Origin of the sequence: Granulicella paludicola (genome assembly GCF_025685545.1) — a bacterium.
In the GTDB taxonomy this organism is placed as follows: Bacteria; Acidobacteriota; Terriglobia; order Terriglobales; family Acidobacteriaceae; genus Granulicella; species Granulicella paludicola.
Window position 1 is genome coordinate 17,698 of the sequence record NZ_JAGSYC010000013.1, and the last position, 23,410, is coordinate 41,107.

A 23,410-nucleotide genomic window follows, 5' to 3' on the forward strand; every position below is an offset into this window, starting at 1 on the left:
AGGTTAGGCAGTCTTGAGCGTCTTCAGGCCATCCATTTGTACGCCAGAGATCAATTGGTTCTGGATCGGCTCGATAGCCGCGTTGGCGGCGTCAGCTCCGAACGGTAAACCGACCACAAGACGTGGGGGGCGCTGGCCGGCTGGTGTGTCGATCAGTTTCGCAATTTGTTCAGCCACGTCATGAGGATTAGGGGCGTCTTTGCTGCTAAACAAGGTTCCAATGAACTCACCGAACGCCTTCGGGATTTCGGCTATTGGACCGTACTCATCAGCGCGCGCACTGTCAGAACCAGCGATGTCGGAATAGAGATTAGTCGGATATGGGCCCGGCTGAACCAGCACGACGTCAATACCAAGCTGTGATAGTTCGTAGCGGTAGCTGTCTGTCATCGCCTCGACCGCGAACTTCGAGGCGCCATAAAGGCCCATAAAAGGAATTGTCAGACGCCCGAGAATAGAACCGACGTTGATCACCAGCCCCGAACCATTCCTACGAAGGTTGGGAAGCACAGCGCGCAGCACACGCTGGATTCCAACGACATTTACATCGAAAATCTGCAGAGCCTGCTCCGAGGTGATCGTTTCGGAAATCCCACTGAATAACGCTCCGGCGTTGTTGATGACCACATCCAGCTTGCCCCCCGTCTTGTCGAAAAGAAGCTTCACGGCCGCGGTGACGCTAGCGTCTTTCGTGACATCGAGCTCGATAACCTCTATTCCCGCAGCCTGGAGTGCCTTCGCAGCTTCACTATGCTTGCCACTAACTCCGCGCATGGTGGCGAAAACATGATGGCCAGATTGCGCGAGGGTCAGGGCGATATCTTTGCCAAAGCCGCTTGAAGTACCGGTAACGAGGACTGTTTTAGACATGATCTTTTTCCTTTCGGGTTGTGTGCTGGCGTTGACCAGCAAGTTGGGTTCAAAAAGACTTGGTTTTTTCAAATATGTGCGGCTGTGTTCAGCCGAGATAGTTGAGAACTTCGCGCCAGTATTCCTGGAGAAGATCGTTGACTGGCAGCTCTCGGGCAAGAGGTGCCGATTGGCCCGCCCACAATGGAAAGCGTTCAGGATCGCTCTTCGCAACGGCGTCGCCAATCATGCGAAACGCAAGCGCAAGTTGGATAGGGAAAGCGGCGGCCTTCGGAGCCCCATCTTCGGCCGCTGCTTCAAGGAAGTCGTTGCGTATTGCCCTGCCACTTCGGCCCGAGAAGGCACGCGTAAGGCGCGTGTCGTGAGCGGCTGCTTCGGCTATCTTTTTCGCCCAGGCAGGATGAATCTTAGCCTCGGGAGTCCGAAGCCATCCCGTACCAATCTGAACGGCACTAGCCCCGAGAATCAAGGCAGCGGCGATTGTACGGCCGTCCGAGATTCCTCCGGCTGCTACAACTGGGATCCTAGCGGCGTCACAAACCTGTGGAAGGAGAGAGAAAAGACCGACTGCCTCAGCTTCCGCGTTTTCAGCACGAAACGAACCTCTGTGCCCTCCAGCCTCTGAACCTTGCACGACAAGAACATCTGCGCCAGCAGCTTGTGCAGTCACCGCCTCCGCCACAGTAGTTACCGTTGCAAACCATTTGATCCCCTGCGCCTTCATTGCAGAAACGAACGTCGAAGGGAATACGCCTAAAAAAGAGGAAATTACAGTGGGCTTCGCCTCGAGGGCAGCCTGGCATTTGCCTTCAAAGTCCTGCTTCGGTATATCGACTGCACTAGAAGGAACCTCTGGTCCCCAGGTACTTAGAAACTGACGCTGCTTTGTCTCTAGGTCCACGTCACGGATTACCGAAGGGCCGGGAATCCAAATGTTGATGTTGAGAGCGCCAGAGCTCAGTGTGCGAAACTCTCTGGCCCATGCAGTGATCGCATCTGGTGCGATGAGCGATGTCCCACAAGCTCCCATCCCACCAGAATTTGAGATCGCGGCCGCCAGAGACACTGGGGAAGCTCCGGTCATCGGCGACATGAAGAGCGGGAATTGAGCATCAACTGAGGAGGCAAAGTCCACCGCTGCTAATAGTGCGTTCATAGAGTCTCCATTCGGTCGTTGACGTTCGCAGAAGTCTGTCCCGCGACCTCTCCGCCTTTCCGAATTTCTTCGTCGGTAATTTTTTGCAGTGTGAGTTCGATCCTGTCCGACCATTCAGCGGAGAGGGAGTACTCAACCCATTTGCTCTGTCTGCTGAGATCAGAGCGATGAACCCAACCAAGATCCTCGAGGGCATGAAGCGTATCGATGAGCATCTTCTTTCGTGCTTGTGGCATGAGGCGTTCGAGAGCACTTAGCCGTTTCGGCTCATTGCAGAGATTCCGAATGATGTCGAATCTCCATTTGCCTTCGAACAAAGTCCTGAGAAGGTCGATCTCGGAAATTTCGTTTGGCTTGACGCTCATGGCTGCTGACCTCACGTTTGAGACTGTCGAGATGTTTTGCCTGCCGGGCGCTCAATGCGTCCGACAGGCTCTAAGGCGCGGGGAGGTCGCCTTATCTCGTAAATGGATCGTTCACTTTGGAGCTTGCCATCCTCCACCAAACGAACGGAATACAAACACTGCTGCCCTAGCGGTGTCAGCACGGTTAGCCGCAAGCTGATCCTGTGCGACGAGCAGTTGCCTATCCGAATCAAGAACGTCGGTGAGCGTGATTGAGCCAGCGCGGTACGCCTGTTGCGAGAGGTCTCGAGCGCGAGTAAGAGACTGAACCTCGGCCTGAACCTCAGCATCGTAGGCCTCCGTTTCAGCGAGACCTGCAATCGCGTTCTCGACATCTTCGGCCGCCTTAAGCACCGTTTGGCGATAAATCAGGAGAGCTTCGGCATTGGCTCCGCGAGCTTGTTTCACCTCTGCACTAACTCGTCCAAAATCGAAGAGCCGCCACCGCAACCCTGCCACCGCAGCTGGTTGAAAGCTATCGGCGGTAAAAAGACTCCCAGAGTTCAAGCTGTCCACGCCGAGAACACCGGCGAGCGAAATCTTCGGGTAGTATTCAGCCACTGCGACACCGATTCGTTCGTTTGAGGCTGCAAGTTTTCGCTCTGCTGCAATAATGTCCGGGCGGCGACGCAACACATCGACAGGTTGCTGGCTAGCGATGCGTGGAATGGAGGGAATCGGCATATCGGTCTCCAATTCATGAGCGTACGTTCCTGGCTGAGCCCCCATCAGCACGTCCAATCGATTGAGCTGGCGTTCCACGGCCAAGCGAAGGGGTGGAAGTGTTGCACGCGCTTGTTCCAGAAGAGCTTCTGCCTGCGCAATTTCGCGTTTGGTGGCAGCTCCCGCTTCGTAGCGGTTCTGAACGAGCTTTAGCAAATGCTCATCCGTCTCGATCTGATTCTTGGTGATCGCAATCTGTGCCTGGTAACCACGGACCTGAAGATAGGCATCCGCCGCGTCCGCCGTCACGATGACCCGGGTGCCGATGCGATTCGCCTCCGCAACTTGCACCTCATCCCGCGCCTCGGCTGCGTTATGCCTTATCCCGCCCGCAACGTCGAGCTCCCAACTTGCAGCGGGGCCAACGGTGTACTCATGGATATTTCGGCGAAAAGACGGAACGTTGCGAGAGACGTTGCCCAAGTTTCCATCTAGACTCTGATGTTCGATGGTTGCAGCCGCATCAAACTCCCCTGAGGGATAGAGCCGCGCAGCTGCACCACCGGCTACTGCTCGAGCTTGATTAACGCGCTCTAGTGAGGCCGCGAGATCGAGGTTTTGAGCTAAAGCACGCTGGATGATCGTAACGAGTTCGGCATCTTTGAACCCGGTCCACCATTCATCTAATGAAGGCGAAGGCACCTTGGTCAAATCCGATTCAGGCAACTGATTATGAAATGGCGCCATCGCCGCACCTGGGGGTTGCGGAGCCTTGTACTTAGGCCCCACAGAACAACCCTGAAGGAACGCTGCTAGCAGAACACCGCTTAGAGCAACCATGGCGGTAAAAGAGTTCGACTGTTTCATGCTTTCCTCCCCGTTTTCCCAACGAGCGCGTAGAAGGCTGGAGTGAAAAGAAGGCCGAAGATCGTCACACCCAGCATTCCGGAAAACACTGTAGTGCCCAAAGACTGTCGCATTTCAGCACCTGCGCCTTCAGCAATGACGAGTGGAAATACTCCAGCAATGAAGGCAAAAGATGTCATAAGAATTGGGCGCAGGCGAACTTGTGCAGAATGAACAGCAGCTTCCTTTGCGTCCACTCCATCGTGATCTTGTCTTTGCTTCGCGAACTCGACAATCAGAATCGCGTTCTTCGCGGCTAACCCGAGTAAGACAACAAAGCCAATTTGAGCAAGGATATCGATGGGCAACGTCCTGATATTGAGCCCGGTGGTAGCTGCAAGCAGGCACATGGGCACGATCAAAACGATAGCGAGAGGAATCTTCCAACTCTCATACTGTGCGGTGAGAACGAGGAAGACGAAGAGAGCTGAGGCGCCGAAGATAGCTACAGTCGGAATGCCCTTCTTTGCTTGTTGGAAGGCGAGGTCCGTCCATTCGAATGAAATACCTGGGGGCAGATTCTCCTTCGCCAGCTCTTCGATGCGCTTCAAGGCCGCACCTGACGAGACACCTGCTGCTGGCTCACCCATCACCTCTGAAGCGGGGTAAAGGTTATAGCGAGGCACACGATAAGGGGTTGTCTTCTCCTTGAATGTAGCGACAGTGCTGATGGGAACCATATCTCCGTTAGCGTTGCGTACTTTCAGCCGACCAATCTCATCCGTTGTCTGTCGGAACTGTTGATCACCTTCAACAAAGACCGGATACGTACGCCCGAGCAGGTTGAAATCGTTGACATACTGCGATCCCATGTAGAGTTCGAGAGTTGGAAAAATATTGGAGGTTGAAAGCCCGAGCTTCTCCGCCTTCTCTCGATCTATATCCGCATAGACGCTTGGAGACCCTGCGTTATAGAGCGTGAACACACCCGCGAATGCGGGATCGTGGTTTGCAGCGTTTACAAGCTTCTTTGTGGCCTCCGCCAAAGCCTGTGGTCCAAGTTCGTCGCGATCCTCCAACATCATCTTGAAACCGCCTGCAGAACCAAGACCCTTTACCGCCGGTGGATTTACGACGAGAATGTTGGCGCCCTTGAAACCTGCAAACTTCTTACGGAGAGCCTTCACCATGTACGCCGCATTCACGCCCTCAAGGTGTTCCCCGTACAGAGAAGGCAGGGATGTGAAGACTGTTCCAACATTTGGAGCAATCGTGTTCGTAGTCACATCTAGGCCGGTCACCGGCGAGGTGTGTTTGCTGCCATAGGTGTTCAGGGTGATGTCGTTCACTTCGCGAACCACTTCATCTGTCCGCGCCAAGCTCGAGCCGGGCGGGAGCTGGCACACAATCGCCAAGTAACCGATATCCTGCTGCGGGATGAAACCAGTAGCCATTCTCGACATTTGGAGTCCCGTCAGCCCGATGAAGGCCAGGTAGACCAGAAAGATCACTCCGGTCACCCGAACGAAGCGGCTCGTAAGGTGCCCGTAGCTCGTCGACAACCATTCGAAACCTGCATTGAACCGCGAAAAGATTGGGCGAATGATCCGAGCTATGCCGGTGGGCTTGTCATGCGCGCCAACAACTGCGTGCGGCTTCAAAAGCATTGCGCACAAAGCTGGGCTGAGCGTTAGAGAGACGAAACACGAAATGATCGTGGATCCAGCGATCGTGATCGCAAACTGTTTAAAGAACAGCCCTGGGATCCCGGAGATGAAAGCCACCGGCACGAACACGGCACAAAGAGTGAGTGCGATTGCGATAAGGGCCGTCGAAACTTCAGTCATGGTTTCATGGGCGGCCTCCAATGGAGTCAGACCACGAGCCATGTTTCGCTCGACATTTTCGACTACGACGATAGCGTCGTCAACGACGATGCCTACGGCTAGCACCAGTCCGAATAAAGACAGGTTATTGACAGACCCGCCCAGAATTGTCAGGATCGTGAAAGTTCCGATGAGCGATACGGGAATCGCAACAACAGGAATAAGAGTCGCACGCCAGCTCTGCAAGAACACGTACACCACGACAACCACGAGCAAGATTGCGATGAAGACCGTGACAATCACTTCATGGATCGACTGACTCACGAATGTCGTGGGATCGTAGATGTGCAAGTACCCGACGCCTGAGGGGAAGGTCTTCGCCGCCTCGGCCATTTTGGCCCAAATGGCGTGTTCGAGCTGAACCACGTTCGCATCAGGAGTTGGAACCACAAAGAATGGGGCGCCTGGGTGACGATCTGCATACCCGAGTGAACTGTAGTCAGCTGCTCCAAGCTCTGCGCGGCCAATGTCCCGGATTCGGGTGACGCGTCCCTGAGGGTCAGTCTTTACGATCACATCTTCAAATTGCTGGGGCGTACTGAGTCTTCCCAGCGCCTCGATGTTGATCTGAAAAGCACCTTTAGTCGCTACAGGTGGTTGATTTAGGACGCCGGCTGAGATTTGCGCGTTCTGCGCTCTCAGGGCCGCAAGTATCTCCGTAGCGCTGATGTTGTAGGCAGCGGCTTTGTCCGGATCGACCCAGATACGCATTGCGTACTGACGATCACCAAATAGTTGAAAATCTGAAACACCAGGCAGGCGGGCAATTTCATCCCGAATGTGAATCATGTAGTTCGAAAGATACTCAGGGGATCTAGAGCCATCCGGTGAATAAATGTGGACACCGAGCAGTAGATCGTCAATCGCTTTCTTGGTCTGCACGCCCTGAAGCTGAACTTCTTGAGGGAGGCGGGAGAGGGTGTTTTGCACGCGTGTTTGCGTGAGCAAAAGGTCCGTGTTCGGGTCGCTGCCGATCTTGAAAATTACCGTCAATGTCAGTTGTCCATTGCCGGTCGATTGACTGCTGATGTATTCCGAACCTTCTACGCCGTTGATGGCTTGCTCGAGGGGCGTCGCTACCGTTCGCGCGATCACATCGGCGGAGGCACCGGGGTACAAAGTCGTAACCTTGATGGTCGGGGGAACGATGTTGGGGTATTGGGCGATTGGCAATGAAAACATCGTGGCAAGGCCAGCCATGACGATGAAGACATTCAGAACAATCGCAAAACGGGGATGCTCGATGAAAAAGTGAGGAAGTTTCATGGCTTTCCTTAGTTGCTCCCTTCATCAGATCCAACAGCAATCGAGCCGTCCTTCGTGGACACCTTGCTGTCAGGACGAACCGGCGGACCGCCGATGACGATACGGTCCGAGGCCGAGAGGCCGCTGTAAATCACGCGCAACCCATAACGAAGAGCTCCGGTCTGCACTTTCTTTGCCTTGACAATACCGTCGGGGTCTACGATCAGGACCATTCGATCCGTTTGATCAGCGCTCACAGCGGTGTCCGGCACAAGGAATACTTGACTCGACGATTGGAGGTTTACGCGAACGCGCCCAAACTCTCCTGGAGTCAGGAGGAGGTCTTCGTTAGGAACGGTCGCACGGGCGTGGATTGTGCCACTGGAACGGTCCAACGTGTTATCGAGGAAGTTGAGGGTTCCCTGGCGAACGAATCGGCTTTCATCGCTTAGCGCGATATCGACTTTGTTGTCGAGAGTGCTCCTGTGTGAAGTTCTCTCACGTTCGAAGTTGAGGTAATCACCTTCACTCATATCGAAGTTGAGATAGATGGGGCTGATGGAAACAATCGTGGCGAGAAGGGTCGTCGAACTGCCACCGACACGATTGCCTGACACAAGGTTTCCGACAGAGACAAGATGTGTTCCCATGCGACCCGAGAACGGAGCGTAAACATGTGTGCGATCTAAATCGAACTTTGCATCGCGGACCAACGCCTCTGCTACGTCTAACGCAGCTTGGGCTGAACGCTGCTCCGCCAAACGTTGATCCACGTTTTCGACAGTGCCGGCGTCTGTTTTCTGGAGGGTTTGAGCGCGTGTCAATTCGGTTCCTGCGAGTTCAAGCCTTGCCTTTGCGCTGGCGATCTGTGCAGTGCCCTGGTCAAACTTGATCTGGTAGGGAGTGGGATCGATGGTAAACAGCAACGTACCCTTGCGGACAACATCTCCGTCTTTAAAGCCTATGTAGGTTAAGGTCCCGCCGACTTGTGCCCGGAGCTCTACTTGGTCAACAGCGGAGAACTGACCGAGGAATTGAAGACGGCCGTGAAGATCTCGCTGAACTGGTTTTCCGACAACCACCGTAGGTAACGGAGCAGTGGCCGTGACTGGGTGTTCGTGGAATAGTCGCGGACCAACGACTACGGCGGCGATAACTATTAGGACTAAGGCACCGATTCCGAGATAAAGTCTGGCCTCGTTCTTTGCCGGGACTTGTTTATCTGAGTTCTCAGTCGTGTGAGTAATTGTGTTTTCCATGTTTTCCCTTGTCTTAGGCATTCCCGCATCGATGCATATCTGTTTCAGATCTTTGTGCTTTCGGGTGATTGGTCAGCAACTCGCGTGAAACGAATGCGAAGGACCAGGGCATGCCTCGCTATCGCGACACATGCCCTCCCTATGTGCTACTCGAAGACTGCTTTTGCTAATTGCTCCAGAGCTCGAAGAGCATCCACGTAAGGCCCTGCCCCGTAGCTGATACGTGCGACCCCGTTATCCGCGAGCGCTCGAACCTTCCCAGGTGAGTCAACGAGAATATTGACGGGAATAGGAGAGTGCTTCGTTAATGTCGCGATCAAATCAATCGAGGCTAACCCCGGAACGAAAAGTCCACTGGCTCCGGCCTCCGCATACGCGTGAGCCCGTTCGATCACATCCGCCAGTAAGGCTTGGTCGTGAGGTACAGAGGGTCCATGAAAAAAGAGATCGCATCGAGCGTTGATGAAGAAGGAGAGGTTCGCGTTAGCGGCTGCTTGACGTGCACTCCGAATCCGGATGGCCTGTTTAGAGGTCTCTCGAATCGTTCCAACTCCTGGAACACTGTCTTCGAAATTGCAGCCGATGGCGCCAGCGCCAATGGCCAGAGAAATGCTCTGGCTTACGGTCTCGGGCGATTCCCCATAGGCACTCTCGAGGTCAAACGACACTGGAAGTTCCACCGCCACGGTAATCTCTCGGAGATTGCGGATCGCGTCTTCGTACGGAAATTGTTCGCCATCATTCGAACCGTGGGCCTTAGCGACGGCCCAACTGCTGGTTGCAATGGCCTTCGCTCCTACCTTGGCAACGGTTTGCGCGCTACCCGCGTCCCAGACGTTATAGAGCACCAACGGTTTTCCTGGGACGTGCAGTTGTGAAAATACATCGGCCTTCGAAGCCTGATCTTGTGCTGCTGAGTTTCTAGCCGATCCCGTCATCAAGAGTCTCCTTATTTCGATAGCCGCTAAGAGTGGTGAATTGGAACTTAGTGCGAGCACCCTTATGGACGCGTATCGAAAGAGGAAGATTTGACATATAAGAGGCAATCTCTGCCACGTGGCTGGCAAGAGATAGGTCGCAGCGCGCAGGCCTTCGTGGATCTTCATAGAACGCAAGGTTCTGAGCTAAATCCGCTTTGAAATCCGCCGTGTTCGCTTCAGTCGTGCAGCGGCTCAAAGCCGCAATGAATGCACCGGACGTTGTTGGGGTGAAGTAATTTTGCGCAATTGAAAGCGCTGCGCCGCTCAATGACAGGTGAACAGCGTCGCTCGACCTCGGCTGCGATTAGCATTCCCAACACGGGGCCGCACAGATACACCCATATATGGTTCCACATATGACTTGGGAACGCTGAAGCCAAAGTACGCGCTGGATTCATGCTTGTTCCCGAGACAGGCGATTCGACGGCGATGAACGTCGCAATCAAAATGCCAATAGCCACGCCTGTAAAAGGAGCACGACGCGGGGACCGAATAAAGAACAAGATCAGCGCCATGAGGAGCATCGAAATACCCGTCTCCGCTAGAAACGCGAGAAAGGCACCTGCTGAACCAGGAACAGTGATCGCACAGAGAATTGGCGGTTCGCTGAAAGTGCTGCCAGCGATAAGCAGGATGCATAGGACGCCGGTACATGCGCCCAGAAGATGCGCAAGGATGTAAAACAAGGCGTTCCACGGTTGGACACGCCGCAGGCGGAGAAACGCGATCGTAACTGCTGGGTTCAGATGCGCCCCCGATCTCTTACCCCAAGGCGACTGAATCAGGAGTGTTGCGATCAGACCGATCGCGGACGCAAGGATCACCAGACGGCTCATACCGTTCGGGATAACTCTGTAGGCTGCAGAGTGAGGAGAGTCGAACACAACAATGAGCAGGCACACTGAAAACATGAAGGCTGCTATGAGGCAGCCTTCAATCAGGTACTCCGGCCAGTTAGTGCGCAATGATTGCTTAGCAGTCAAGGTAAGGATTCATCTCGTAGAATTTGGACTCTTTGGTATCTTTGCTCCATGGCGTGTCTCGTCAGGTCCAATTCGACACGCCGCTGTACCTATTTCATCCGCTAGAGATGCGGTTTCAGGATTGCCTCGCCACTTTCATGGAAGGCGACTGCGATGGCCTGCTGGTGTTCTGCGAAGCTAAACTCTCTAGCAATGGGCATCGAGGTATCCTGCCACCACTAAAGAGAGTATTTCTTCATAGCGCCCTAAGCTAGCATCGGGAAGCCGCCAGATGATTAATGTCCGGCGGTGCGGCCGCCATCGACGTAATGAATTTCACCGGTAACGTAGTTGGCGTCTTCGAGATAGTTCATGGCGCGAACCACATCCTCAATCTTCCCGTTGCGGTTCAATGGCGAGAACCAACGGAGATCGTCAGGGTTGGAATTCTTGTGCAGCGGCGTTTCCACGATTCCTAGAGAAATAGTGTTAACTCGGATATTGCTGGATGCGAGCTCCATTGCCAGGCCGCGGGTCGCAGCAACGCAAGCGCCTTTAGACAATGATGCAAGTACCGCTGGAACGTTCTGCAAAGCATGCTCAACGAGGCTCGTTGAAATCTGCACGATGTGACCCCCACCCTGGTTCTTCATTGCAGGCACCGCCACCTGCGTCGCGAAGAACACACTGTCCAAGTTCGTTCTCATCACTTCCCGGAAGAGAGTCTCGGGAATTTCCTCGACTTTGCCGGGTCGCCAGATTCCAGCGTTGTTGATCAGCGTGTCGACGCGACCGAAATTATCGATCGCGGTTTGAACGACCTTGCGAGCGATTGCAGGATCTCCAATATCTCCAGGAACCGTAATGTAATCCGGATTCGTGGAAGGGGCGATCTCTCTTGCATTACCGACCGCACGCCAACCGCGGGCAAGATAGGCATTAACGAAGGCCTCACCCAAGCCAGAGGACGAACCGGTGACGACAACAACTTTGCGATCTGTGCTCATAATATTTTCTCCAGGTCATTGCGGTCATAACGCGACGCAATAGGCGATAGTGTGTAAAAGTTTTAGCTGCCTATCAATGGCTGAGGACGGCCAGTTGGTCAAGGCCGAAGCCGTGATCTGAACCTGGAGAGCCGAGGATTACAGAACCCCCAGCTCTCCAGCTCGTCGCCTCATCAGGCTCAACCAGAAGGAAACGTCGTCCATGCAAGAGACATCTACGACCTTGCGGCGTCCCTCATCTTTAGGACAGCTTCTTGAGTCGTCCACAGCGCATTTGCCATGAAGCGGTAGTTGACCATTGCGGCTTGGTACCCATCACCCTCTTCGTTCTTGGGGCCGGCAACAGCGTCCCGGATCATTGCGACTTCGATTCCGGACTCGATGATGTCGCGCATATGCGATTCGAGGCAAATATTTGCAGCCGGTCCAGCCATGATGACCTTCTCGATTTTGCGCATATGCAGTTGCTTGATCATGTCGTTCGCCTCGCAGCCGAAGTGCTTGTGAGGAGAGGTATTGCATGTGTGTCCATCCATGAGGTACTTCTTGAACGGCTCGTAGTAATCAGCCCTCGAGCCTTCGAACCCGTCGAGACTGACCGGATCTTTGCGGCCACAGAAGCCGATTCCGCCGAGGTAATGTCCAATAGCTCCGCCTGGAACCGTCCATTGAAGATCGGTTGGGTAGTACCAGTGTGGAGAGTGAAGAATGTAGTACCCCAACTCCTGGGCCGTTTTGAGGAGTTCTTCAGTGTGCTCAATCACGTTGCGCTCCTTGAGCGCATCCGCAATGAGTTCGTAATAAGTTCCGGTCTTCTGCTCGAAGAATTCATTTTGCATATCAACCAGCACAAGTGCGGTGCGCTTATGGTCGAGCTTCATCTCAGGGTTTCGATGGGTGAACAGCATTTGTCGGGCTCCTTTGCGAGGGAACGACTGCAAGTCGCCCTCGATGCCTCCTTCGACAACTTTTTGAAGCGCTCAGATATGCCAAAAATAGCGCAAATTCTGACAGCTTTCTGTTGCTGTCGTGAGGTCGTTAGGACAAGCAAGGAATTCTTGACGATCTCTTTCGATATCCCGGCCGTTACTAAAGGACATGACATCTATCCTCGAATCAGTACCTTACAGGCCCTTGGATTACGGTCACCGATCTGGGAGCTTTCGCTGTCCGCGGGTAGCTGGACTTCATAGAAGCTGCGTGGGAAGGCGTCGACCTTTGGATTCACAACTTGTCACCATCTTCGTGTCGCGTGTATCGAAGGATTGGAGGCGGAATCGATGATCCGACCCCCTAGGTGAGGGCTGCTGGAACTGCGATGGATTCGACTGCGGAGTTGCGGGTGTTGCGAATCGCGAGGGCACTGGGCGACCCCACGCGGTTTCTGATTTACAAGCACATCATCGACGCTGGGGAGATACGGTGTGGGGATATCAGTCTCGATTCGCCCGTACGTGCGTCAACCGTGTCACATCATCTCAAAGTTCTCTCAGGAGCAGGCCTCGTTTGCTCTAGGCGTGAAGGCCAAGGCGTGTATTACAAAGCGCTTCCATCGTGCCTCGACGGTTATCTACGCTACATGAGGGATTTCGAGCGGAAAGGATCAATACAACAGAGCTCTCATGCTCGGTAAGAGCACCAGTGATCTAGAAAAACGCACTGATGATGAGCCCGATAGTCACACATGTCTATGCCGCAACGTCCTCGAACTATCGCATTCCTTATCGATTCACCCGGAGACCTCCTGAGCTTAGTAGCGATGGCCTCTGTCTTTTCGTATCCTAAGGTCGAGGGTAAGCCTGCATATCAGATACGAATCTTGTGCGCGGACTCTGGATGTGAAGCTCACGGACGTGGCGGTCTCGTTCTTGGCGGATGTATCCCCTATTCCGACTTCAACGGTCCAATCGATACGCTAATCATCCTCGGTGGCGAGTCAGCGTTCGCCGAGCCACGACAAGAGGTCCTTCGATGGATACGCAGACGGGCGCCACACGTGCGACGTCTCATTGGGGTTTGTGTCGGAGTGTTTCTTCTCGCACCAACCGGACTGCTTGATGGGAGGGCTGTCACAACTCATTGGCATCATGCCCCAAAGCTTGCAGAGCTTTACCCAAAGCTAAATGTAGACAGGGACCGGGTCTTCATTAAGGACGGGAATGTCTATACGACCGCGGGCGTCACTGCCGGAATTGATCTCGCACTAGAGATCGTGGAAGAAGACATAGGTGGGAGCGCCGCAGCGACCATTGCCCATACCCTGGTACTTTACTTGCGTCGTCCTAGCAGCCAGACGCAGTACAGCAGCCTCCTGGCTCAACAGGCTGATGTTCGAGGCACACCACTACGAGACCTACCAGCATGGGTGAAATCAAATCTGACCGAGAAGCTTGATGTCAGCTCTCTGGCTCGATTGGTCTCTATGACGCCCCGCACTTTCGCTCGGCAGTTCGAGTTGCATTTCCGAACGACACCGGCGCGATGGATACAATCGCTCCGAATCCAGGCCGCGTGTAGCCTCCTGGCGACAAAGGAGCAGCCACTAAAGATCATCGCGCGGTTAACGGGATTCAGAGACGAGCAATCGTTGCGTCGTGCTTTCATCCAACAGCTCGCAATCACCCCCAAAGAATACCGGGAACGCTTTAGCAGGCTAAGAGTTCCGGAAAGCGATTGATCGGTCGTTCGAAGGATGATCAATACTTTTTCTCTACCTCAACTACCAGAACAGCGACGTTTCGCGATGCTCGGAGGTGCGGACTATGCCGAACATGAAGACCGAATGCGAACTATGCGAAAAAGCTCTCCTTCTCGATTCGGAGGACGTACTGATCTGCTCTTATGAGTGCACTTTTTGCAGCGATTGCTCGGAGTCCCGACTAGGGAACATTTGCCCAAACTGCGGGGGAGAGCTCAGCCATCGCCCTACCCGTCGCGTGAAGTGAATAAATGATCGCGCCACCCCCCGCACTCTCGACACTTCTGCCGTACACGCCTCCCTATGACTGGCAGGCATGTCTAACGTTTTTCAGGCATCACAGCATGCCAGGTCTTGAGACTGTTGATGAATCCGGTTACGAACGCGTAGTGGAAACAGCAAAGGGTCTCGGTTGGTTTCGTGTTGATCACAGAACAGAGGGCAACTGCCTGCGCCTATCACTTTGGAACGGAACGGAAGCGGAGCTGCTAGCCATCACCGTCCGGGCGCGTAAGATGTTCGATCTCGATGCCGACCCAGCAGCCCTCGATCGCCATATGAATGCCAACGGGGCTTTGTCTGAAATCTGGCAACGGTACCCAGGCCTACGACTCACCCGAGCATGGAATGGATTCGAGGCAGTCTTTGCGACGGTACTTGGACAACTGGTATCAGTCAAATTCGGAAGGATTCTGACGAAGGAATTGATGACTGCAGCTGGCCGGCTAGCCGCCCATCCGAGAACAGGAATCACCGTGAATCTCTTTCCCTCAGCAACAGAGATACTTAGCTCAGATCTCTTGGAAGTCAGAACATCCGCGAAGCGCCGTTCCACGCTTCATGCCTTAGCCTCAGCGATCAACCATGGAGATCTCTCACTCGAAGCAACACAGGACTCGATTGGGCTCAAGCGCTCGCTCCGAAATATTGCCGGCGTGGGCGCGTGGACGGCGGAGTATGCAGCGCTTCGTGGCTTCGATGACGATGACGCGTTTCCTGCCACAGACTACGTCTTAAAGCGAGAGCTCAAAAACCACGCTGCTCTAAACCTTGAGGCAGTTCGACCACTCCGTGGATATGCAGCAATCGCTTTGTGGAGGCATCATGCCCAGCGAGAACAACCCTAGAGCATCTTTACGAGAAACTAGAAGATCGACGGCGAGTGACCGTCGAATGTGGCGGCAACTCGGACTTTACTGTACCAATACCAAAGTACAATGGACTCTGGGTTTGATTTGCCCGACCATGAAACATTAGAGGCCGAACGATTTGGCGATGATGGTTTCCACTTGCTGCAGTGTGCTCACGGCATCGCATGGCTGTTTGTCTAGCTTCGACTGTCGGACACGTCCTTTCTATCCGAGCAAGCTATCAAGCGTTAGCCGCGAAGGACGTTCATGGATCAGGTAGCGACGGTAATCGTTGTGGATGACGATCAGTCAGTGCGAGAATCTCTACCTGAACTCATTCGAGAATACGGCTATCATTCCAGAGCCTACACATCAGCGGAGGAGTATCTGTCCTCGAGCGATGCGCAGTCTGCAAGCTGCCTTATCCTCGACATGGCGATGCCTGAGATGGGCGGCCGCGAACTTCAGATCGAACTTCGCCGACTGCAGGCCAAGCTTCCGATCATCTTTATCACTGCGACTCAGAGTGCCGCAGCCCGGCAGTTAGTAATCGATGATGGGGCGGCAGCTTGCCTCATGAAGCCATTTCGTGACAGAGATCTTCTGAATGCAATTGAACATGCTCTCGAGAGATCTGAGCGGTCGAACTTGTGACCTGAGAAAGCGTAGAGTGCTTGCGCTCCGCTCAAAGCCACGCAAATCGGATCGCCAACACCACAGTACCCGATACCATCAGACAATATCGCTGTGCACCCAGCTTTGTTGTAATCCCTTCAAGCATCAAGTGTCCGCGAATTTCACACAATCATTCGAGGACAGTTGGTGTCGCAGCCCTTCGGGTCGTTCTCATCAGAGCGGAAAGACCTTGAGTGCTCGTTCATCGGGCGGTTCGCTTTGCGGATTGAAGGAGAAAACCATGCACAACGCCATCTTCGTTAACGAGCTGCCAGCACCGCCTCTTGGCAGGCAAGTGCCGAGCGGTGCTTCAATGCATCTTCCTCAGGCAGAGCGTCCATTTGTGTTTGAAGAGCTGGAGAGGATGTATTCTCGGCGACTTTTCAAACAGATCATAGCCATCACGAGGCACCATGAAGACGCTGAGGATGCGCTTCAAGATGCTCTTTGTAGTGCTTATATGGCCCTGCCCCTTTTCGAACGACGCTGCCACATCTACACCTGGCTTAGCAGAATCGCTATTAACTCCGCATTGGTCAGGGTCCGAAAGCGTAAAAACCTACGTGAATTTTCTATCGAGAAGCAAAACGAGTGGGATGAAGCTGAGCCCATGCACGATATTCCTGACAAGAACTGGTCGGCCGAAGATCTCTACTGCGCAGAAGAGAAGATGCGACAGATTGCAACTGTTGCGGATTCACTTGATCCCATTTCGAAGAAGGTGTTGCATCTCCGTGCTAGTCATGAATACTCCATGGAAGAGATTGCTTTGCGTTTGGATATGTCTGTGTCGGCGGTCAAGGCGAGATTGTATCGGGCTCGACACGTTCTTCGAGTCTTCTTGCCGGACGACGTGGTACGCAATACGAGAAATTGACGGCCTTCATGAACTAGGTCTCGATGTTTTAGGGCGCGCCACAGCCGGCAGGTCAAACCCGAATGTGGCGCCACCACGATCATTGTTGCGAGCCCAAAGAATCCCCTGGTGAGCTTCGATAATGGACCGACTCACTGATAGCCCCATTCCCATCCCGTTTGGCTTCGTCGTGAAAAACGAATCGAAGAGCTTCCGCGATTGTTCAGGTTGAAATCCTGCGCCCGAATCTTCTAATGTCAACGAGATCCTATCCTCACCCTTGTAAGTGTGAATCGAAATGCTGCGGCGTGATCCTGGGTTGCTAGCGATAGACTCAATCGCATTACGCAACAGATTGAGCACCACCTGTTGGATCTGTACCCGATCACCCGCTGTTTGCCCCATTTGCGAACTGAGTTTTCGGTCTACCGTGATCCCCTCTTGCTCGAGATCGAAGCGCGACAATTCGAGTACCTCAATGAGAGCTTCGTTGAGATCAAATGCTTCGTGTGTGGGTTCTCGATCACTGTAGAGATCCCGTAGACGACGGACTATCTCTGAGGCGCGATTTGCATCACGGATTATCCGGCCGATCGCCTGGGTTGCTTCGCTTATAGGCGTTGGCTTTCGGCTCAACTTTCGAATTGAAAGTTCTGCGTTTGCCATAATACCCAGAAGCGGTTGGCTGACCTCGTGCGCTATGGCGGCGGCCATTTCTCCCATCGAGGCCGCGCGCGCAACTGCGGCCAGGTCTGCTCTAGCTTGGGCTAGAGCATCTTCACCCCTGCGCCTGGCTGTGATATCAGCGATCGCCCCGTGATACTCAAAAGTCCCGTCGGCACTGTCCGTTCGGCTAATCTTGACGAGGACGACTTTCTCGGACCCGTCAGCCATGATGAGCCTGTTCTCATGCTCGTCGGTTGTCGTTATCGGCTTATCTCTAAGTGACATCACCCGAAAGCGACCATCTGGGTGGACTCTATCCAAAATCCTTTGAAGAGTCACCGGCGTACCGAGTTCTAAGTCGAGGATTCGATAGAACTCTTCAGAGCATTGGAAGGCCTCTTGTTGCCTGGACCACGAGAAGCTACCCACGTTTCCGATTCTCTGTGCCGCGCCAAGAGAAGCCTCGCTTCGACGAATCTCGTCCTCCACTAACTTCCGATCGTGAATATCAATGTTTGTGCCGTACCAGCTTCGGATTGCTCCCGATTGATCCCTCAATGCGCAGGCTCTCACTAAGAACCAACGGTATTGGCCATCGGATCTCCGAAATCTAACTTCAACTTCTGCCGATTGCGCGGTTCCAGTGGACATCAGGTCTTTCCAGCGCTTTAGGCTTGGCGCAATGTCGTCCGGATGAATTACGGCTATCCAGCCGGCTCCAAGTGCCGCCTTTGCGTTCATGCCTGTATAGGCTAGCCAATTCTCACTCAAGAAATCGACCATTCCATTGGGTTCGGCTGACCAGACCAGGATGGGCATCGAGTTCACGACGCGCATAAGCTGATCTCCGTTGTGCGCGACTCGTTCAGCTCTCAACCTTTGGAGTTGCGCATTTAATTCCTTATTGTTTTCTCTGAGCGTGGCGTTTTCCAGGCGCAGCTCTGCAGGGTTAAGAGGGCGCGCCTCCTCTCGCGGCCTGTTCTCTTGGGTCAGGTCACAGGACGTATCGATCCGGTTGTGCTTCTCTTCAACGATCACGGACCTGCCTTCTTTGATCAATACCGGCTCGTTGTACTCAGTTCCTTCCCTTTACCGTTTCGTTGTTCAACGGTCCTGCCGGTATTCCTATACCTCAGTAGCAACGACGGAGTCCCGAAGCACCTCGAGCCTGATCGCCATCTGAATCAGCGCAGCTAACGAATCGGCATGAAGCTTGCGCATCACGCTTCCTCGGTGAGCCTTCACTGTTATCTCGCTAATGCCCAATTCAAAACCAACGTTCTTGTTGGCGAATCCAGCGACTACCAAAGGGAATACGGCTCTTTCTCGGGGGGTGAGTTGTGCATATCGCCGTCGTAAAACGATCATGTCCTCTTCTGCTGATTGCGATCTTCTTCCCGTCTCGACCGCCGAGCAAACGGCGTCGATGAGGGTGCGATCTGCGAAAGGCTTCGTCAAGAACTCCACAGCCCCATTTTTCATCGCTTTTACGGACATCGGTATATCACCGCTTCCAGTGATGAATATGATGGGCACAGATGGACACTCAACTTGTAGCAATTGCTGAAGCTCCAACCCGTCCTGGTCAGGAAGATGGATGTCGAGAACGACGGAATAGGGACGGCCCCTGCGCACACCAGTTAGCAGTTCCTCTGCAGAATGAAATGTCCCTACGACGAAGCCCTCGTCGGTCAGCACTGCTTCAAGTGCCTCGCGTACCGAGACATCATCGTCAACTACAAACACGTCTGTCTTTGGTGTCACAATGCGCTCCGAATCCTCGGCTCGACCGATCTTGAATTGGATCAGTGCTTTGCATCTTCATGCAGATCTCTCATGTGGGAGAAGTGACGAATGTTCCGGTTCTCGAGTGGGAGCTGGGACCATTTCTCCCGCATTTTCGTCCAGAGGAATCGATGAACATCGATTTCTCTGCCTGCAATCATCTTCGATTCCTGTCGCCAGATGCTGCCATTGTTCCTTCATTTTCTGTCATCATCGGTCCCACGCCGCACCGGGACGTAAGTCATCGGCTCATGTGTCTGCGCTTGAGAAACGAGGAGGTCATTGAAACGAGAACGTGCGGTGCCCCGTTGAGCCAGAGTTGTGGCACTGCCTCCATGTGGACTCTCTGAGCGCAGTGCGGACATCTCGTTTCCGTCGGTTGTTCCCGGATTTCCAGATCAACCCCTCGAAGGCAGCAAGGGCACGAGACAGGTACAGCTCTGTTGCGGAGAACATCATCCCGTTCTATGGCCATCCAAATAGGAGCTGGCTGTCGTTCGGACAGAAAACCATTACCCACTCTTTGCTCAAGTATCTTGATAAGGGACGTTCCTTTGAGGCCGCCTTTGGCATAGAATGCGTCTGCGGCGACTCCCATTGGAACTGTAGCGCCAGAATAGGAAGCACTTGTAGCGATTACAAAGATCTCGGGAAATCTCCGGCGAACAATAGATAAGAGTTCATAACCGCTCATGCGCGGCATATTCAGGTCGCATATCAAAATGTTGGGAAGCGCTTCTTCGATCGCCGCCAAGGCCGCGATTCCATCTGCAGCGCTTCTGGTTTGATAGTCGGAGTCCCGGACCATCATCTCTATGGTCAAACGGATGAGCGGCTCGTCGTCCACGACGAGCACCTGGTCTGGGCATTGAGCTGGCATCGAATCCTCCACGGAGACATCGTGTCGAGGGTGCGGCCGGAGTTTTTCTTCACTGGGCACAGCCGCACTCGAAGGATTCGCAGACAAGCCTCAGAGCCGGATCATCTCTTCGAATCTTCAGACTCCATTAGGCAGGATCGACATTTGACCGCGCTATTAGACGATGGTATCGGGACTAGGCGAAGTTGCGCTCAGCTGTGGCCACACAGCATGCAAAAACCTCGCTGCGTGAGCAGCGAGGTTCTTGCACAACTTTGTTTATCAGTGTGAGGCGGTAGATTAGGCGCTTGCCAACTTCTGTGTCGGGTGAACAGCGTTTGAAGCATTAATCTTCCACGTCGCCAGTTCAGCGAAAATTAGGGCGACAACGACACCTACCGCTCCTAGATAACCAAGATGATGGGCTCCCACTGAATGAAGTCCCACAGCGCCAACGATACCGGCGGTGGTCACTCCCAAGTAGGTGCAGGACGTGTTCAACCCAAGAACAACGGGTGCCGTCTGAGGGGCTACAGCCACCAATCGATGTTGCTGGGGGGCCAAGATTCCCCAGCTGGTCACGCCATACACAACTAGTGCGGGAATCGTCGTCCAAAGGCTAGCGCCCGTCCAGGATACCGTCAGGAGGAACGCCGTAAGGATAATCAACATCCCAAAAATCAACTTGCGGCTCCCTATCGTGTCTGCGAGACGACCCGCCACAAGATTACTGATGCTTCCACTTGTCCCCCACAGAACCAAGAGACCTCCTGTGAGCAATGCATTGTGGCCTATAGCCCGGTCGAATACGACCGTGAAGTAGGTATAGATCATGAAGTGCCCGCTCTGATAGAGCCATGTGCAAAGGAGAGTCAGAGCAACTCTTGGGTCCGCAACGGGAGCGATTCTTGCCCTGAGAGAGATTTTGGGCGGGAGAGGAACTTCCGCCAGGAGGAACGCTACCCCTACCGCCGAGAGAACGGCGAGGGCTGATACGAAGGCCATAGTCCAACGCCAATCTCCTAGACCTCCGATCACAGCTCCAATCGGAGCTCCCAGTGCGGTTGCAAATGTTAGTCCCGCGATTACGATAGAAAGTGCCTGACCTCGACGTTCGGGAGCGACCATTGATGCAGCCGCCCCTGTCGCCGTGGGAGCGAACATCGCCGCACCGACGCCGGCAAGAATACGGCTCGCGATAGCGATTGCGAACGTCGGTGCGCCTGCGGTAATCAAATTAGCAACGCCGAAGATCGCGAGAGCAATCAGGAGCATCCGTTTCCGAGGGACGTGCGCAGCCACGGCGGCAATGATGGGAGCCATCAAGGCATATGTGATTGCGTATGCCGTTGTTAGCTGACCAGCGACACCAATGTTCACATGGAATGTATGAGAGATTTCTGGCAGAACGCCCGCCACGACAAAACTGTCTGTACCTAAAGCAAACATTCCGAGAGCCAACACAAGCAATCGCCTATCCATCTGATCCCTCCAATTAACGAGCAGGCTTTGGATGTATGGCGCTCCAAGATCAGGCCGACAAAAAGAGGGCAAATCGCGCCATTTTGATGGCTGTTCACCAATCCCTTTTGTAGTTCGAGCCAAATCCTTGCCTGGACACCAAGAATTTCGTTGCTTGCGAACCAGCAACGCGAGTCCAAGGGAAGGTCAACCCACTCTATCGACCGGCAGCAGAATCTCGAGAATCGAGAGCGCTGACGGCGCTGCAAACTCACACTATGGGGGCATATATATGAGCGAAGCAAATGGATCGACTAATCCGGAACAAGGACAGAGTGGCGAATATCTGAGCTGGCTTGGCACACAATGGAGAGCCGATCTCGCATACCCGAAACTTACCGACGACATGATTGAGAGACTGCATGCCTACGGACAAGAAGAGAGGTTTCCGAGCGGTATTTGCTTATACAGCCATGGTGACCGGAACATTGACCTCTTTGTTGTGCTTGACGGTGGTATCGACGTTTCGTTGCCTGCAGCTGCCGGTGGGAAAAAAGTTTACAACGAGATTCGGGCCGGTAATTTCGGAGGAGAGTTTAATCTTCTCAACTCGCAGGGCGCCGTGGTCGAGGCACGGACGGTTTTGCCTAGCCTCCTTCTCCGTATACCTCGACACAATTTGCGCGATTTGATGCGAGCCGAGGGCGATATCGCCAATCTCATCGTGCAAGCCTGCATTTGGCGGCGCATCAGAATTGTTGAAGCTGCCGTAAGCGGGGCAATAATCACGGGACATACCGACGATCCGCAGATGACTCTGCTCAGACGGTTCTTCCTAAGAAATATTTACCCGCATCGCTTTGTTGACCTGACACAAACTGGTTCAGAGTCCGGGTCGACACGCTACCCGACTGTGACGCTGCCCAATGGGAAGGTGCTGGAAAGGCCGGAAATTTCTGAACTAGCGGACGAACTCGGGATCACCGAACTCCCTGACCCGAGAACAATTTTCGATGTGATCGTGGTGGGTGCGGGCCCTGCGGGTTTAGCATCCGCCGTGTACGCCGCTTCAGAAGGTCTATCGACAGTCATCATTGAAGGCGTCGCGCCCGGCGGTCAGGCGGGGACAAGCTCCAAGATCGAGAATTATCTTGGGTTCCCCACCGGAATTGGCGGTCAGCAATTGGCTATCCGGGCTCAGATGCAAGCGCTTAAGTTCGGTGTCAGCTTCGCCATCTCTCGCCCCGTTGTCACAATTGGTCACGAAGACGGTATACACCGAATGGTCCTTGCCGGTGGCCAGGCCCTCTGCGCCCGGGCCGTTGTTGTCGCGACCGGGGCGCAATACCGAACTCTGAACGTAAAGAACTACCAGCAGTACGAGAATCGCGGACTCTTCTATGCCGCGACTTCGATGGAGGGAGTTTCTTGCCGTAACCAAGAAGTGATTGTTGTCGGAGGCGGTAATTCAGCGGGACAAGCTTCCTTGTTCCTCTCTGGCATCGCAAGACGTGTTCATCATATAGTTCGTGGGCCTTCATTGGCAGCCACGATGTCGCAGTATTTGATTTCCCGTATCGAGGGATCTAAACGTATCTCCCTGCATACCAACTCAGAAATCACCCGGCTCAGTGGAGCGCCCTCCCTCAGTCATGTGTCATGGCTCAATAAATTGAGTGGCGAGACTACTGAGTGCGGCATAAGCGCTGTGTTTGTCATGATAGGTGCCGAGCCGAATACTGGCTGGCTGTTCGGCACCGTTCAGTTGGATAGTAAGGGATTTGTCCTGACGGGTGGTGTGCATGGGTTTGAATCGACGCCGTACGCGACCAGCGCGCCCGGCATCTTCGCGGTCGGCGATGTGCGGGCAAATTCAGTCAAACGTATCGCCTCGGCAGTGGGGGAAGGCTCGGTCGTCATCTCTGACATCCATCGCTACCTAGCTGCGAGCCGAACTACCTCCGATGCTGAATCAGATGACCGAGCTGGGCTTCGATAAACC

The 23,410-nt window shown here is 53.9% G+C and carries 21 protein-coding genes; 7 read left to right on the plus strand and 14 right to left on the minus strand.

Annotated features, from left to right (window positions below):
• Nucleotides 1-3: 3 nt before the first annotated feature.
• From OHL14_RS00630 to OHL14_RS00675, 10 genes are all read right to left on the minus strand, one after another.
• Nucleotides 4-870, minus strand: coding sequence for an SDR family oxidoreductase (locus tag OHL14_RS00630; RefSeq protein ID WP_263377369.1), 867 nt, complete (start codon nt 868-870; stop codon nt 4-6).
• 88 nt (nt 871-958) lie between these two features.
• On the minus strand, nt 959-2,026 hold the full coding sequence (locus tag OHL14_RS00635) for an NAD(P)H-dependent flavin oxidoreductase (protein ID WP_263377370.1): 1,068 nt from the start codon (nt 2,024-2,026) through the stop codon (nt 959-961).
• The gene (locus tag OHL14_RS00640) at nt 2,023-2,391 is read right to left on the minus strand and encodes a winged helix-turn-helix transcriptional regulator (RefSeq protein WP_263377371.1); all 369 of its coding nucleotides are present in this window, start codon (nt 2,389-2,391) and stop codon (nt 2,023-2,025) included. Before OHL14_RS00640 ends, OHL14_RS00635 begins: the two co-directional genes overlap by 4 nt.
• A 111-nt stretch (nt 2,392-2,502) precedes the next feature.
• Nucleotides 2,503-3,960 carry an efflux transporter outer membrane subunit gene (locus OHL14_RS00645; RefSeq protein ID WP_263377372.1) on the minus strand — a complete coding sequence of 486 codons (1,458 nt, stop codon included), beginning with the start codon at nt 3,958-3,960 and terminating at the stop codon, nt 2,503-2,505.
• A complete protein-coding gene (locus OHL14_RS00650) occupies nt 3,957-7,091 on the minus strand; it encodes an efflux RND transporter permease subunit (protein WP_263377373.1) in 3,135 nt (1,044 codons plus the stop codon). The genes OHL14_RS00645 and OHL14_RS00650 overlap by 4 nt, the downstream gene beginning before the upstream one ends.
• 8 nt (nt 7,092-7,099) lie before the next feature.
• Nucleotides 7,100-8,329 carry an efflux RND transporter periplasmic adaptor subunit gene (locus tag OHL14_RS00655; protein WP_263377374.1) on the minus strand — a complete coding sequence of 410 codons (1,230 nt, stop codon included), beginning with the start codon at nt 8,327-8,329 and terminating at the stop codon, nt 7,100-7,102.
• Between the two features lie 146 nt (nt 8,330-8,475).
• Nucleotides 8,476-9,267, minus strand: a complete 792-nt coding sequence (locus OHL14_RS00660; protein ID WP_263377400.1) for an isocitrate lyase/PEP mutase family protein — start codon at nt 9,265-9,267, stop codon at nt 8,476-8,478.
• Nucleotides 9,268-9,485: 218 nt separating this feature from the next.
• Nucleotides 9,486-10,292, minus strand: a complete 807-nt coding sequence (locus OHL14_RS00665; protein ID WP_263377375.1) for an MIP/aquaporin family protein — start codon at nt 10,290-10,292, stop codon at nt 9,486-9,488.
• Nucleotides 10,293-10,567: 275 nt separating this feature from the next.
• A complete protein-coding gene (locus tag OHL14_RS00670; RefSeq protein WP_263377376.1) occupies nt 10,568-11,278 on the minus strand; it encodes an SDR family NAD(P)-dependent oxidoreductase in 711 nt (236 codons plus the stop codon).
• 215 nt (nt 11,279-11,493) lie between these two features.
• Nucleotides 11,494-12,186: an isochorismatase family cysteine hydrolase gene (locus OHL14_RS00675; protein ID WP_263377377.1), complete on the minus strand. Its 693-nt coding sequence runs from the start codon at nt 12,184-12,186 to the stop codon at nt 11,494-11,496.
• Between the two features lie 410 nt (nt 12,187-12,596).
• Between OHL14_RS00675 and OHL14_RS20075 the strand changes: the two genes are divergently transcribed.
• The 6 genes from OHL14_RS20075 (at nt 12,597) to OHL14_RS00690 (ending at nt 16,658) form a co-directional block, all read left to right on the plus strand.
• Nucleotides 12,597-12,911, plus strand: a complete 315-nt coding sequence (locus OHL14_RS20075) for an ArsR/SmtB family transcription factor (protein WP_396270624.1) — start codon at nt 12,597-12,599, stop codon at nt 12,909-12,911.
• A 126-nt stretch (nt 12,912-13,037) separates the two neighbouring features.
• Complete coding sequence (locus tag OHL14_RS20080) at nt 13,038-13,955, plus strand: GlxA family transcriptional regulator (protein WP_396270625.1); 918 nt, start codon at nt 13,038-13,040, stop codon at nt 13,953-13,955.
• A gap of 94 nt (nt 13,956-14,049) precedes the next feature.
• On the plus strand, nt 14,050-14,223 hold the full coding sequence (locus OHL14_RS20085; RefSeq protein ID WP_396270634.1) for a DUF1272 domain-containing protein: 174 nt from the start codon (nt 14,050-14,052) through the stop codon (nt 14,221-14,223).
• A gap of 4 nt (nt 14,224-14,227) precedes the next feature.
• Nucleotides 14,228-15,103: a DNA-3-methyladenine glycosylase family protein gene (locus OHL14_RS00680; RefSeq protein ID WP_263377378.1), complete on the plus strand. Its 876-nt coding sequence runs from the start codon at nt 14,228-14,230 to the stop codon at nt 15,101-15,103.
• A 270-nt stretch (nt 15,104-15,373) separates the two neighbouring features.
• Nucleotides 15,374-15,760 (plus strand): response regulator transcription factor, encoded by a 387-nt coding sequence (locus tag OHL14_RS00685; RefSeq protein ID WP_263377379.1) that lies wholly within the window; start codon nt 15,374-15,376, stop codon nt 15,758-15,760.
• 262 nt (nt 15,761-16,022) lie between these two features.
• Complete coding sequence (locus OHL14_RS00690) at nt 16,023-16,658, plus strand: RNA polymerase sigma factor (protein ID WP_263377380.1); 636 nt, start codon at nt 16,023-16,025, stop codon at nt 16,656-16,658.
• A gap of 6 nt (nt 16,659-16,664) precedes the next feature.
• On the opposite strand, the gene OHL14_RS00695 is transcribed toward OHL14_RS00690, so the two are convergent.
• The 4 genes from OHL14_RS00695 to OHL14_RS00705 all read right to left on the minus strand — a co-directional run bounded on the left by OHL14_RS00695 (nt 16,665) and on the right by OHL14_RS00705 (nt 21,429).
• Entirely contained in the window at nt 16,665-18,362 is a 1,698-nt protein-coding gene (locus OHL14_RS00695; RefSeq protein ID WP_263377381.1) for a PAS domain-containing sensor histidine kinase, read from the minus strand.
• A gap of 66 nt (nt 18,363-18,428) precedes the next feature.
• On the minus strand, nt 18,429-19,067 hold the full coding sequence (locus tag OHL14_RS00700) for a response regulator transcription factor (RefSeq protein ID WP_263377382.1): 639 nt from the start codon (nt 19,065-19,067) through the stop codon (nt 18,429-18,431).
• A gap of 262 nt (nt 19,068-19,329) precedes the next feature.
• Complete coding sequence (locus OHL14_RS20090; RefSeq protein WP_396270627.1) at nt 19,330-19,968, minus strand: response regulator; 639 nt, start codon at nt 19,966-19,968, stop codon at nt 19,330-19,332.
• Nucleotides 19,969-20,247: 279 nt separating this feature from the next.
• Entirely contained in the window at nt 20,248-21,429 is a 1,182-nt protein-coding gene (locus tag OHL14_RS00705; protein ID WP_317890385.1) for an MFS transporter, read from the minus strand.
• A 271-nt stretch (nt 21,430-21,700) separates the two neighbouring features.
• Between OHL14_RS00705 and OHL14_RS00710 the strand changes: the two genes are divergently transcribed.
• Nucleotides 21,701-23,407 (plus strand): FAD-dependent oxidoreductase, encoded by a 1,707-nt coding sequence (locus OHL14_RS00710; protein WP_263377383.1) that lies wholly within the window; start codon nt 21,701-21,703, stop codon nt 23,405-23,407.
• The last annotated feature ends 3 nt before the right edge of the window (nt 23,408-23,410 follow it).

Bases quoted from the DNA above. Each gene is read 5' to 3' on its own strand.
- OHL14_RS00640 (WP_263377371.1), bottom strand. From the start codon at position 2,391: ATGAGCGTCAAGCCAAACGAAATTTCCGAGATCGACCTTCTCAGGACT.
- OHL14_RS00660 (WP_263377400.1), bottom strand. From the start codon at position 9,267: ATGACGGGATCGGCTAGAAACTCAGCAGCACAAGATCAGGCTTCGAAG.
- OHL14_RS20090 (WP_396270627.1), bottom strand. From the start codon at position 19,968: ATGCCAGCTCAATGCCCAGACCAGGTGCTCGTCGTGGACGACGAGCCG.
- OHL14_RS00635 (WP_263377370.1), bottom strand. From the start codon at position 2,026: ATGAACGCACTATTAGCAGCGGTGGACTTTGCCTCCTCAGTTGATGCT.
- OHL14_RS00675 (WP_263377377.1), bottom strand. From the start codon at position 12,186: ATGCTGTTCACCCATCGAAACCCTGAGATGAAGCTCGACCATAAGCGC.
- OHL14_RS00690 (WP_263377380.1), top strand. From the start codon at position 16,023: ATGCACAACGCCATCTTCGTTAACGAGCTGCCAGCACCGCCTCTTGGC.
- OHL14_RS20075 (WP_396270624.1), top strand. From the start codon at position 12,597: ATGGATTCGACTGCGGAGTTGCGGGTGTTGCGAATCGCGAGGGCACTG.
- OHL14_RS00705 (WP_317890385.1), bottom strand. From the start codon at position 21,429: ATGGATAGGCGATTGCTTGTGTTGGCTCTCGGAATGTTTGCTTTAGGT.
- OHL14_RS00710 (WP_263377383.1), top strand. From the start codon at position 21,701: ATGAGCGAAGCAAATGGATCGACTAATCCGGAACAAGGACAGAGTGGC.
- OHL14_RS00655 (WP_263377374.1), bottom strand. From the start codon at position 8,329: ATGGAAAACACAATTACTCACACGACTGAGAACTCAGATAAACAAGTC.
- OHL14_RS00685 (WP_263377379.1), top strand. From the start codon at position 15,374: ATGGATCAGGTAGCGACGGTAATCGTTGTGGATGACGATCAGTCAGTG.
- OHL14_RS20080 (WP_396270625.1), top strand. From the start codon at position 13,038: ATGGCCTCTGTCTTTTCGTATCCTAAGGTCGAGGGTAAGCCTGCATAT.
- OHL14_RS00650 (WP_263377373.1), bottom strand. From the start codon at position 7,091: ATGAAACTTCCTCACTTTTTCATCGAGCATCCCCGTTTTGCGATTGTT.
- OHL14_RS00670 (WP_263377376.1), bottom strand. From the start codon at position 11,278: ATGAGCACAGATCGCAAAGTTGTTGTCGTCACCGGTTCGTCCTCTGGC.
- OHL14_RS00645 (WP_263377372.1), bottom strand. From the start codon at position 3,960: ATGAAACAGTCGAACTCTTTTACCGCCATGGTTGCTCTAAGCGGTGTT.
- OHL14_RS00680 (WP_263377378.1), top strand. From the start codon at position 14,228: ATGATCGCGCCACCCCCCGCACTCTCGACACTTCTGCCGTACACGCCT.
- OHL14_RS00630 (WP_263377369.1), bottom strand. From the start codon at position 870: ATGTCTAAAACAGTCCTCGTTACCGGTACTTCAAGCGGCTTTGGCAAA.
- OHL14_RS20085 (WP_396270634.1), top strand. From the start codon at position 14,050: ATGAAGACCGAATGCGAACTATGCGAAAAAGCTCTCCTTCTCGATTCG.